This window comes from Nitrospira sp. MA-1 (genome assembly GCA_032139905.1).
In the GTDB taxonomy this organism is placed as follows: domain Bacteria; phylum Nitrospirota; class Nitrospiria; order Nitrospirales; family UBA8639; genus Nitrospira_E.
This window is the reverse complement of the sequence record JAQJDB010000005.1, coordinates 334,312-346,731: the sequence shown is the minus strand read 5'-3', so window position 1 is coordinate 346,731 and position 12,420 is coordinate 334,312. Positions and strand designations below refer to the sequence as shown.

Annotated in this window: 6 protein-coding genes, 1 other RNA gene and 1 pseudogene; 5 read left to right on the top strand and 3 right to left on the bottom strand. The window is 51.5% G+C overall.

Annotation, left to right across the window (positions count from 1 at the left end; translation table 11 throughout):
* Positions 1-10 precede the first annotated feature (10 nt).
* The 3 genes from PJI16_05980 to PJI16_05970 all read right to left on the bottom strand — a co-directional run bounded on the left by PJI16_05980 (position 11) and on the right by PJI16_05970 (position 5,042).
* Positions 11-3,049, bottom strand: coding sequence for a hypothetical protein (locus PJI16_05980; GenBank protein ID MDT3777101.1), 3,039 nt, complete (start codon positions 3,047-3,049; stop codon positions 11-13).
* A gap of 738 nt (positions 3,050-3,787) precedes the next feature.
* Positions 3,788-4,522: a hypothetical protein gene (locus tag PJI16_05975; protein MDT3777100.1), complete on the bottom strand. Its 735-nt coding sequence runs from the start codon at positions 4,520-4,522 to the stop codon at positions 3,788-3,790.
* A 205-nt stretch (positions 4,523-4,727) separates the two neighbouring features.
* Positions 4,728-5,042: a hypothetical protein gene (locus PJI16_05970; protein ID MDT3777099.1), complete on the bottom strand. Its 315-nt coding sequence runs from the start codon at positions 5,040-5,042 to the stop codon at positions 4,728-4,730.
* Between the two features lie 1,396 nt (positions 5,043-6,438).
* Here PJI16_05970 and ssrA point away from each other — a divergent pair.
* The 5 genes and pseudogenes from ssrA to PJI16_05945 all read left to right on the top strand — a co-directional run bounded on the left by ssrA (position 6,439) and on the right by PJI16_05945 (position 12,152).
* Positions 6,439-6,790: a transfer-messenger RNA gene (gene ssrA / locus PJI16_05965) on the top strand.
* Positions 6,791-7,347: 557 nt separating this feature from the next.
* Positions 7,348-7,713 (top strand): annotated as a pseudogene (locus tag PJI16_05960) (type I restriction-modification system subunit M N-terminal domain-containing protein).
* 226 nt (positions 7,714-7,939) lie between these two features.
* A complete protein-coding gene (locus PJI16_05955; protein MDT3777098.1) occupies positions 7,940-10,510 on the top strand; it encodes an AAA family ATPase in 2,571 nt (856 codons plus the stop codon).
* Between the two features lie 2 nt (positions 10,511-10,512).
* Complete coding sequence (gene mcrC, locus PJI16_05950) at positions 10,513-11,640, top strand: 5-methylcytosine-specific restriction endonuclease system specificity protein McrC (protein ID MDT3777097.1); 1,128 nt, start codon at positions 10,513-10,515, stop codon at positions 11,638-11,640.
* A gap of 332 nt (positions 11,641-11,972) precedes the next feature.
* Positions 11,973-12,152: a hypothetical protein gene (locus PJI16_05945; protein ID MDT3777096.1), complete on the top strand. Its 180-nt coding sequence runs from the start codon at positions 11,973-11,975 to the stop codon at positions 12,150-12,152.
* The last annotated feature ends 268 nt before the right edge of the window (positions 12,153-12,420 follow it).

Below are 12,420 nucleotides of genomic sequence, written 5' to 3'. Positions count from 1 at the left end.
CAATTGCAGATCAGCAACTTCCATCGTAGCACGGCGTGTTGTTGTTATTTTCAATAGTTGAAAAGCTGCCTCGCGTATAGAACCAGTAGCGATAAGCACCCAAGGCATCCGGATTGCCGGGATCCAGCGGCTTGAACAGGCCAAACGTGTCCGGATAGTCATACGTCTTCGGGTAATTCTGACTGTGGCCGGGGCATGAATCGTTTTGATATTTGGCAAGTGTCAATGCCCAGATGCCCCATTGATAGTTCCATGGGTATTTGCCGGAATGAGAATTTTCGTTGGGGTCATTGTTTATGTGACCGTTCGGGTAGTAGAGCACCGCTTTATTGTTAATGAAATGTTCCCATTTGCATTCAGAGCCACCCCGATCAAAATACGTATTGACCACGTGCAGATTATTGCCCGTGTACGGAAGGTGTTGAACCACGAAGTTGGTTGGGAGGAGCTGGGCGTACAGTTCGCGCTGGACCGCCCGATCGTAGCTCTGCAAAAGCAGGCCTGTGGCATTGTTGTCCCAGGGAACCTGATCGGCAAGCAGCGGCGCGGCCAGGGTCTTGAGCCGTCCCCAGTCGGTCATGACGCGATCGAATTCACTTCCGAGAGAGACGAGTGTGGCCGAGAACTGATTCGCCAATTGATTCGCTAAATCCCCAGCCGCTATTTCCTGGTTCTCCTGCGCCTGCAGGGGCGTGCCGGCGGCCGAATTGGTATGAGACGCGGCTTGATTGGCAATTGCGGTGCCAACGGTCAGCGCGACCTCGGTGCCCGCCGCCACAATCCCGCCGCCGGGAATGGCATTGAGCAAGCTGGACCCAACACCGAAAACATCACCCAATATGCCTGTCCATGAGGCGGCATGCGCCTGGGTGGTAAGGCCGACTTGCAGGTTATGCAAAATCTTGTCGCCATCGTCCTGCAACAGCAGCGACACGTTGGCCTGCTGATCCTGGTACAGGCCGACGACATTGCTTTGGAAGAGGCGCGCCAGCGTGACGTATTGGAACTCGGTGGTGAGCTGCTGCACCATGGCATCGAAATCTGCGGGACTAGAATTGGGGATTCTCGAGGAGTCGTACGTCAGATGTCGCAGTTCCGCCAGCCAAATGGCAGGTGAAATATTCAGATTAACATAGGCTGAACGAATATCGGCGCAACACAGCTGCTGGCTGATCCAATCGTAGGCGGCCTTCGATCCGGCCGGATCAGGTCCGGGGAACGGCCAGGGCGTGGGGTTCAGCAACGACGCCGACAAGATATCAGCGATCGTCGTCTTGCTCAGGTTGAGGCGGTGTCCGAACGAGGCCGGACTGTAATACCCCTGGTGGTTCACCCGCAGGAAGCCTTCCATATCCGCACCATGGCCCGCACCGGTAGGCGGCGGAAACGCTTCCGTCTCACGCGCGATGATGGAGCTCATCTCGGCGCCCACCTGATCTAGACCCGTATCCGTGCTTTCTCCTCCGACACCGTCGACAAACGATCCAACCAAGGTATAGTCGTCATACAGGTATGGGTCGGCATTGGGATTGTTGGCGAGGTAGAAGACCTGTTGCGTTCCCCCCAAATCCCCCATCAATTGTGAGGCGGTGTACCAATTGACGCGCGCCCCACAGAGCCCAGTGCTGGTACTGGATTGGCAGTTATAATTTGTATATCCAAACCCGGCGATGAAAAAGAGATACCCATAGGATTTGTAGCCGGTGATGACCCTATACAGCGCCTCGACTTCACTCGCGTCAAGCTTGCTGGGAAAGGTCTGGTGCCGGACAACCGTCAAATCCTTGCTGTTTAAGATCAGCAGATGGAACCCGCCTTGGCTGCCGTTCAGTGAGCCCGACGCATGGGGTACACCGTCCACGGTAATGGTATTCATCACTCCATTGGGACCATCGGGGATCGTGGCGGTCGAAAAACTGACCAGGCGGTCGTTTCTCGCAAATGTGAAATTATGATGATTATCGCGAATGAGAACACCGGCGATATCCCCGAGTTGTGATGGCTCCGCCCCCTTGGGGGCGGTGAACGACGTATTGGGAGAGCCGAGACTGTCACATGCCGGGCCGCTGCCATAATTACTGCCACTGCAGGTCAGGCTTTCAAAAAAAGTACCGGGTGGTGGTTTCGGTGGCCCGGACGTGGGTGGGAAGGGTACTTTGTTTGATATGGAAGAGAACGCGATCTGCTTCGAGTCCCCGTTGGCGTAAGCAAGTCTCGAGGAAAGACCTAGCCCATTCAGCATATTCTTGAAGGATTCGCAATCCTTTGGAAAATCCTTACTATAAGCCTTAGAGCACGGGGTAAAACCAATGGTTCCAAGGCTTTGGATGAGTAGAATGCATCCGGCAGAAAGACAATCTTCAGGCGTGTAAACTATTGATTGATAAAGCGGGGAGTCGTGCCACCGGCCATCACTGGGAGGCCGCTGATTAACGACCGAAACATTGGATATCACCGACAAATCCCAGCGTCTCATAAAGACTACCTGGAAACCGGCATTCGAACCGTCGCTAGGGACGGACGCCGGTATCAGCGTGGCAGCCGTGGGATCGTCTAGATCCTTGTAGAGCGCGATGTTGTAGTCCGCTGCCTTGTCGCCTGAGCCGGTAACCACGCGCGTCTTGATGGGGATCAGCAGCGGCAGATTGGCCGCGGCAGGACTGCTGTCCGGATGATCAACCAGGAAAAAATGACTGTTTACCTCGTGCGATCCGGATCTGACTAAAATCTGATTTTTGCCCCAATTGACCAAGGGCCGGTCAACCTCGGCCCGGCGAACACCATTGCGGCCAGGCGCCATAAACCGCGAGGTGATGTCGACGCCATCCAACAATACCTGCATGGCCTTTGCCGCATGATGTGCAACGCGCACCTGGATGGTGATGGGTGCCGTGGTATGCGCCGAGGCATTCGTCGGGGACATGATCATGATTGATTTCCGCTGCAATGTATCGTTACTGGATTCCGCCAGCAAAGTTGAGCTACTGATACATGCCTGCAGCAGAAGACACAAACACGTGAGAGAAAAGGACAACCAACGATTCTTCATATGATCCCCCAATATTGATCAGATGTCATGAATCGGTATATTTGTTTTGCGCGTATGCGCATCAAGAACTAGCCTTCAGCACTCGATCGGAATCGTATCCCGTGGCCAACATAACGAAAGAAACGAACAGAATCAACAAACATAGGCCGTTCCTCGTCACGAATACAGATGACTGAAAGGAGAATAAAAAAAGACGGTACGTGTGAGGGCAGAAACTTGATGACGGCAAGGTCAGCGTCAATGATTTCGAGGTTCATCGAGTCCCAACGGGCAGCGCCATTGAATGTGATGTCATTCCATACGCACTCGCCGGGTTTCCGCTTCGATGAGGTTTGGTATACGGTCCTCATACGGAATACGTGAGCACGAATAGCTATCAGGAACAACACCTCCAGACTTTTTCAGCTCTTGAATTCAAGAAGGGGAAGCGAACTTCAATCGGGGAATACCCGAAAATTTTGACGACTTCACCCACCTATTAGCACGTTGCAGATCAGTGGCCTCGGGGACGGTTCAAAAAAGCATGCCCTGAGCCTTTCGAAGAGTTCCCCCAGCAAGGCCGCAGTCCTTTTTTCGCGCAGAGCGTACTTCCAGTACGTGAGCACGGAATAATGGCGAGAACGCCGCTGGCGGCTTTTTTCAACAGCCCCGGGAACAGATTCGCCGTCATGCCTTGCTTGGCATGACGGCGAAAACGCATGAGAACGCACCGACTCTCTACTGCTATGCAAGGTCGGGTTAGGGCCCATGCGGGTCATTTTTAAGGTCTTCAATTTCCGTTCTTTTCTTTTCTCGCTTGGCATCCCATTGTATTTTCTTGAGACCGTAGGCGTAGACAGTCCCCTTCTCCGGCTCAAATTGCCGTGCCGTTTCGGACTGCACATCAGAATCCACGGTCAGCTTCGTGCCATTCCAAGTGCCCTTAAAATTCCCTTTGTGTGTAATTCCCAAGCTCCTCGCCTCTGATCCCTTCATCACGATGATGACAGAATCGACAATACGATAGCTGTCTTTTTGCTTGAGATCATTGATCTTGCCGGGTTTCTTGTTGAGGTCATTTTTGAACTTATTCTCGTTGTCGATTGCCATGTGCAGGAAAACATACTCACCATCAAAGACTTTCTTGACAAAATCATCGCCTTTGAGCCCCCAGCCCAAAAGAGGAATCGAGAAATTTCCGAGGATGTTGACGGCGGTGGATCCATTTTGTTCCACCTCGAACCTCGAGACGGTCACTTGATTAATCAACCCTTTTAGCGTGCCCTTCTGATCGCAATAGTTGGCTGCGGTTATCGGAGTTTTTTTGTCACACCAATCCCCGAGCTCGAGCTGTTGGGCAGAACCTTTGTAATATCGGTAGCCATTATAGTTCAGGTAGCTCTTCTTGATGACCGCGTCAGCACTCGCTATCGAAGTCGATAGCCCTAGAAACAGGAGTCCAAAAACCGCGATATTGAGATAGCGTACATACATGATTTTTCTCCTTTTCGTCATGAGACGTATTTAGTGAGTTACCAAGAGACAGACGGTCAGATGTATTTTCTGACCCCGTGTCTCCTGTTTGGTCAGACCAAGGCGGAATAAAAAGCGCACAACCAAGTTTCTTAGAAGTTCCTGGATACCGGTCATGTAGTCCTCGCCTTTCCCTTACCTGTCATGGAATGTCTTTCCCATTATGTTATTCTGTTTCCTTTTCTCCCTGGCGTTGTTCGTGCCGTTCACGACTTTTTGCGCGTATCGCTTTTCGTCCTTCTTTAAACTCCTCTGCGGTGAGAAACCCATCTTCATCGGCGTCCAGCTTTCCGAATCGGGTTCCTGCTCTTTCGAGGAATTCATCCAATGAAACCTTGCCGTCTTTGTCCGTATCCATTTTCTCTAACTTCCCTGGACCTCGTTCTTCAGACATACTTTCATCGTCTTGAGAAAAAACAGCGCCATTTCCTGCCAGAACAAAACAGGCAACAAGACCGAGAATGAGAATGTGGGTTTTCATGATTCACCTCCTTGTGAGTTGGATGAGAGTTAAATATTCCGGTCACGAGAAACGATGGCTCTGGCCTTCTCTCACGTCTCCCTATCTACGGGATGTCAGCAATAACCAGACCAATGAAATTTTTCCTGCAGAACAAATGGGTAATCGATGACTACAGCGAGAGATTTCAAAAACTGAACCTGCCTGCTTTGTCGATTTCTTAAGAAACTGATTCTGTGCTCAGGAAGCGGATTTATCCAAATGGATAAATATGTTATCTAAATGGATTCGTCTGCTTATGAGTTTGACACGTGGGCCATGGCAGGAATTCCAGGAACGATATCAGGCTGGGAAATAGGCCGACAGGAATGGGATTTTGATGAGAAACAGGCCGCATGCCCATGCCGTGCTCAATCATCCCGAAACGTCGGGACACAAAAAGCATCGAGAGCTGGGAGCTCCCCATAATCGCGAATTCTTTTCGATGGGTCATGGAATTCATTTTCACGTTTTTTGCGTATAACGGGCAGCAACGCTGTTCTGCAGGTGGAGACTTTCATCTTTAAAGGAGAATGCGATGAATCCCTGCCGCCTGTTTCTTACCTACATAGGTTTGTTCGACCATTCAAGGCACATGTTTACGAGCGGTGTTGCGCATCATTGAGGTTGCGATGATCCATCATCATCGACCCACGATGACCGATCTCGGTCGCGGGCTGAAGAGCCTGACTTGGAGCAGGACAATATCAAAGGCTTAGACTGGACTGCCTTCTTGGGATTGGACGGTTGTCTGAGTCCTGTCAAATAAACGATGTCACTGATTCTCTCTTTACTGAGCCCGGTAGCACTCGATCTCCTACAAAGAAGGCGAATTGGTTGAGAGTGCGCTTCCAGCCAGGAAGAGGGGTCGTCCATTTCTTGGCAATTTGCAGCATCTCGACATACAACACATTCAGGACCGATTCATCAGTCGAAAAAGCCCGTCGCCTTTAGGCCTTTGCGGCAGGCAACGTCTAGGCCATAGGCTTCTGCTTCTTCCTCTTTTCTGCTCTTCAAATTGAATAACATCACCCATCCCTAAGAAATCATTCTTCACCTGGAATACGAGAATAATCACAACACAGATTCCCAAATGAAGGATCACAGAGCACCTTAAGAAATCTTCATCTGGAATGACCGGAATTTGAGAATGTCCCCGATTTCTAAGGGCTCCAGGGTTTCAACAAAAAAGATGATGAAGAAGTTGAAGGTCTTGTCCGCTTGCCACACCATCGGTTGATCTTCCTTCTTTGATGGCTATCTCTTGTATAGAGAAAAAAAATCCGCCAAAAGGGAAAGTTTGTGAATTTGGAGGGAGAATCAGTGTATAATAGAGAGACTCTCTGATGGTCAGGGAGAAAAGGTTGAACTTTTACAAGGGGGTGACTGGCTTCGACGGGAATCAAGAGGTCAACAGAGCGTGTCGAGCTCTCGGAGTCTCGTAAAACCTTCGGGAAAAACTTAATTGCCAACGATAATTTGGCTCTCGCGGCTTAATTGACCGCGACGTCCCTCCTCTCTTTGTCTGCGGGGGGGGAAGGGGCGTCACACTGCAGGCTGGTCCAAAGCTGGTGCTCAGCGGCGGCGGACGAGAAAATTCTGGGCTAGCGGGCGCTCTAAGCCGGTCGGTGGGCGTGGGCAACTGCGAAAAACCAAATCATCGGCTACACACGTAGGGCTGTTGCGCTGAATGTTCTCGGACAGGGGTTCAATTCCCCTCACCTCCACCAATCGGCCTCTGGATTTCACGATCCAGAGGCCATTTTTTTTAGTCCCATCCCCATGTTCACGAAACATGAACAATTCAATTAAGTGAACAAAAACGCCAAATCACACCCAGCCTTGTGGATGTCCGGATCGAATTTTTTTTGGTGGAACAATAAGAGGTAAATGCTATAGTTCCCCAAACATTTCATAAGGATTCAGCATGGGCACCCCTTAATCAGTTCACTTATGGCCGCAGGAACAAGCACCGACAAATTGCGGTGTGGACCCGATATTTGGGGGCCCCAGAGCATGTGCTATGGCTGCCCGCAACGACTTCCCATGGGGACACGAACACCACAGCAACATAACGAGGCCTGGTGAATATTTCATGCCCTGGCCTCATAAAGCGGGCAGGGAAGCTGCCCAGCAGCAGTGAAAAGGAAGATTCAAAAAAGTTCGTTCAGCAAGGCCGCAACCATTTTGACGCGCGGAGCGTACTCTCAGTACGTGAGCACGGCAAAATGGCGAGAACGCCGCTGACGGCTTTTTTCAACCTTCCGTAACGAGAACCACAACCCCCATGTCCCAACTCGAACACATCGAAGCTAACGAAAAGCGCCTCTGGTCTGCGGCGGATTTGTTGCGATCCAGCTCCAACTACGCCAGCAATGAATACTTCCTGCCCGTGATGGGTCTGGTGTTCCTCCGCCATGCCTACAGCCGCTATCTCACGGTGAAAGCGAAGATCGATCCGACGCTGCCCAGTCGCGGCAAAACGCGTGCACTGACCAAGGAGGACTTCTCCCAGCAAAGCGCCATTTATCTGCGGTCACAGGCACAGTTCGACCATCTCGTGTCGTTGCCCGACAAAGATGATTGTGCAAAGGCCATCATCGACGCCATGGAGTCTATCGAAAAAGATTACGACAACCTGAGCGGCAGCCTGGAAACGCATAGGCATGGTCCGATCACCACAACCCGCGACTTCAGCCTAAGAGCCGTCAAGGAAGCTGTCCAGCCAGAAAAGCCCCCCGTCACGTTAATGAATGGGGAACAGCTCATGATGCTCGTGAAGCAGAACGGCATCGGGATCCATCGCTCCACACCTGATCTGTTCGAGATCGATGAGGAGGCCCTGATAACTGGGAACGGAAAATAATGGAGAGGAGATTATGAATTCTAAACCTAAAGGAGCCGGAGCCCGAGCCTGCTGGTTTGTCGGGGCCACATATGATGGAACCGAGGATCAAACACCCCGTTTTCTGCAGGAAGGCATTTGGGAGAATGGTTATCAGGACAAATACCTCGACGTAGTAAAGTCCATCCAGGTTGGGGACCGTATTGCAATCAAATCGTCCTATACACGGAAACACGATCTGCCCTTTGATAATCGAGGTCAAACTGTTTCAGTCATGGCGATCAAAGCCATTGGAACGGTAAAACAGAACCTCGGAGATGGCCGTATATTGAATGTTGTTTGGAAACCCTTCGATCCTCCGCGTGAGTGGTACTTCTTTACCAATCGAAGCACGGTCTGGCGGGTCTTGCCTGGTGACTGGACCACAGACGCTTTGATTGGATTTACCTTCGAAGAAAAGGCGCAGGACATCAACCGTTTCCGCAACGCTCCTTACTGGCGAGAGCGTTTCGGCGATACCTCCGTCGACAAACGCCGCTTCAATTGGACCCGCTTTTATGAGGCGGTAGCCGACAAACTCCTTACATTTCGGTACCGGCGAGATGAGCTGATTTCCGGAATCCACGCTATCGCCTCCAAAGTTGATGGCCTCTCCAACCTGCAGGATCAATTTGCAGATGGTTCATCTGGCCCTCTGAAGGACATCTGCCCATTTACGGCCATGGGCATATTCAACCGGGGGATCACCGATGCCAATCGCAAAGCTATTGCGAGCGAACTGGCCAGTCTACTTGGAGTGTCCGAGCCTGTCCCAGACTCCTTTGAGGGGATTCCGATTCTCAACAATCAGAAGTCATGGTTTTTCGGATTCGACAACAAACGCCAACCAGATGACATTGACACTCTATGGGAAGCCTTCGCCCAGGCAATTGCTTTCGCGGAATTGGATGACGCGGAGGCTCGGTCGGCATTTTCCACTGCCTACGACAAAGCGACCCAGCGCTATGGTGTGGGATGGAACCTTACAATGGGGCTTTATTGGATTCGCCCCTGGAATTTCCCGACGCTTGACGGTCAGTCCCAGCGTTACATCAGCAAGAAACTCAATAATCAGATTGGAATGAACGGCCCCAAAGGGCGCTGTAATGCCAGTGATTATCTGGCTGTGCTGGATACCCTCGAAGCCCGCTTCCAAGAGGATGCGTATCCAGTCCACTCCTTTCCGGAGCTGTCACTTGCCGCCTGGCTTTTTAAGGACAGCGGGACATCTGCCCACCCATACGCGACTGACCTGGATATTGAGTCGTTTGAAACCGATGATGGAGTAATTTCGCCAGACGGAATAGATGCTGATCTAAAGAGCCTGCTGCCTAAGTTTGATGATTTGATGATCCCATTTTTAAAACTCATAAGAGACGAGAAGGAGTATCTCGCAAATGAGGTGTACCAAAAAATGAAGTCAGAAATGGGACTCGGAAAGTATGATGTCGTAACTCTTGAGTCGACAGGGCAGCCTTTGTTCGACAACCGTGCAGCTTGGGCAAAGTCTTACCTGAAAAAGGCTGAACTGGTCGATTTCCCTAGAAGAGGATTTGTCCAAATTACTGAAAGGGGTTTGGCTTTATTAAGCTTGCCTCAAGCTGAGTTAGAGAAATATAGGCGCTTTACAGATTTCTTTTCTGCTTCACCTTTTGTTGCTGATGAAACTCAGCCGATTGAGCCGTATTCGATAGACGATATTATGGGCGATGGATGTTTCATGGCACGGGAAAAACTAGAAAAGATTCTCGAACGCCTTCGGACCAAGAAAAACCTTATCCTTCAGGGTCCTACGGGAACAGGAAAGACCTGGTTGGCAAAGCGATTGGCTTTCGCTTTGATGGGGCAGCGCGACGACAGCAAAGTCCGAGCGGTCCAGTTTCACCCGAACCTTTCTTACGAGGATTTTGTACGGGGCTGGCGGCCGGTGGGAGACGGCAAGCTCACGCTGGTGGATGGGCCTTTTGTCGAGATGATGAAGGCAGCCGCAAAAGATCCCACGTCAAGGCACGTCGTCGTCATCGAAGAGATCAATCGCGGGAATCCCGCACAGATTTTTGGGGAAATGCTGACGCTGCTCGAGGTGGACAAGAGAACGCCGAATGAAGCCTTGGAGCTTTCCTATAAACGGTCGGATGGTGAGCGCGTTTTCATCCCGGACAACCTTTACGTCATCGGCACGATGAATATTGCCGACCGCTCCCTCGCACTGGTCGACCTGGCGCTGCGCCGCCGTTTTGCCTTCATCGATTTGGAGCCCACGCTCGGCAAGCCCTGGCACGACTGGGTTCAATCCCAGTGCGGTATTGATTCAGACATCCTTGTCGAAATCCAAAAGCGTCTCATTGCTCTGAACAGCGAAATTTCAGCCGACACTGGTCTCGGACCTCAGTTCCAAGTGGGACACAGCTATGTCACGCCTCCGTTTGGTATTCCGATCAGTGATGCCCGTGAATGGTTCCGCCAGGTTGTTGATACCGAGATCGGCCCGCTACTCGATGAATACTGGCGCGATGCGCTCGAGAAGTCCCAGAAGGCGAGAGAACGCCTACTCGAAGAATTCTGATCGTGACACTTGCCGCAGCCAACTTGATTACAGACGCTCATGAAGGAATTGGCCGGATCGGCCGCATCCCGGTGCGCAACCTTTGGTTGCTCATGCTGTATGCATCGGATCTGTTCAGGGACCTCGAAAAGGCAAAGGTCGCAGTAGAGGATAACCCGGATGACATCCCAGATCTGGTTGCCGAAATGCTCTGCCGTCAAGTTGAGCGCCGCATTCAACGCAACTTGAGTTATGGATACCAATCGCGGGAGGCTGTTCTTGGTCGTGTGCGCGGGCGCATCGACCTGCTAAACACTGAAAGGCACCGATTACTGGATCGAGGGAAGGTTGCTTGCCGGTTCAACGAATTGACTATTGATACTGCCAGAAACTGCTTTGTCCGAGCAGCTCTGGAGGAAATTTACAAAATAATTGGCCGTGATGCACTGGCTCATCGATGCAGGTCGTTGGCCGCAAGCTTGAGGCATATGGGCGTAACCGGGGAGCGCCCAGGCCGTTGCGAGGTCTCCATCGACCGCTTCGGCAGACACGATGTAGATGACCAGCCAATGGTTGCTGCCGCCCATCTGGCTTTCAATCTTGCCTTGCCTACTGCAATCGCAGGCGCAAAGCATTTATCGCTACCGGATAGAGAAATCACCTGGATTCGGAAGCTTTACGAAAAAGGGATCGCTGGGTTCTACGATGTCGTACTTTCTAAAAAAGGATGGCGCGTCCATGCCGGCAAAACGATTCGCTGGCAGATTGAAAGCAAAAGTCCAGGCATAGACAAGATCCTCCCGTCTATGCGCACCGACATCGTCCTCGACCACTCGGACGCGGGACGCCGTATTGTTATCGACACCAAGTTCAACTCAGTAGTGACACGTGGCTGGTATCGGGAAGAAACACTGCGAAGTGGATATGTCTATCAGATTTATGCTTACTTGCGGTCCCAGGAAGGCAACGGCGACCCTCTCGCGGAGAAAGCCTCGGGACTGCTCCTTCACCCCTCGGTGGGCGATATGGTTAACGAGGCCGTTTTGATCCAGAACCATGAGATTCGGTTTGCTACAGTTGATCTTGGAGCGACCGCAAAAGAAATCCGAGAGCAGCTCTTGAAGGTTCTGGAAGCGTCCCATTCAAGCTGATTGCCCAGGGCTGCCTCATTGGCCAGCTTTCAGGAGATGTTGGCAGCCGGGTCCAGTTCCAGTCGCTGGAGAAAATCTGTCGCAACTAACCAGATGGTGTGCAGGAGCTGGCGGATGGCAACACATGAAACACCACCGCCTGGCCTATATTGTCAACCTCATGAACGGCTTACCGCTGTTGTTCATCGAGTGCCGGAAATGGAAACAGGTCTCAGCAAACCGGAACCCTTTTCAATACCTGCGTCCAGTTTCATAACCAAGTCACCATCTGGGGCCAGAATATTTCATTTGGACAAACATAGCCTTTCATTTGGACAGCCTCATACTTTCATTTGGCTGCTATAACCAAAGCTGCCATCCATGATTTTCTGTGGAGCGAGGATACCGGCCTCCCCGTGGATTGCTTTGCCGAAGCGGACGTGGAGGTCAAGGCCAAGGACGTCTTCCGGCATATCTATCGTGCCTATCCCACAGTGCCTTCGCCGTATTTCACCGCACATGCCGCGATGTGACCCGTCCAGTGCTCCAAACCACCCTCGATTCGCAAGCTCGCAAGTTTTTCCGAGAGCGGCTACTGGCCACGAAGGTCTGTAAATTTGAGGAGATTATTTTAAGAAAAAGTGGGTGTGGCCCCTCCAAAGAACGATGAGAAACGACCTACGATCCCTTTCCTTTTTTCAGCGCTCTATTCCTCGGCAATGCTCATTCCCCTATTCCTGGTGCCGTGCCCTTCAGGCCCGCCATTCCCCTGCCCTCTTTTTCTCTTTTTTCTCATCTCAG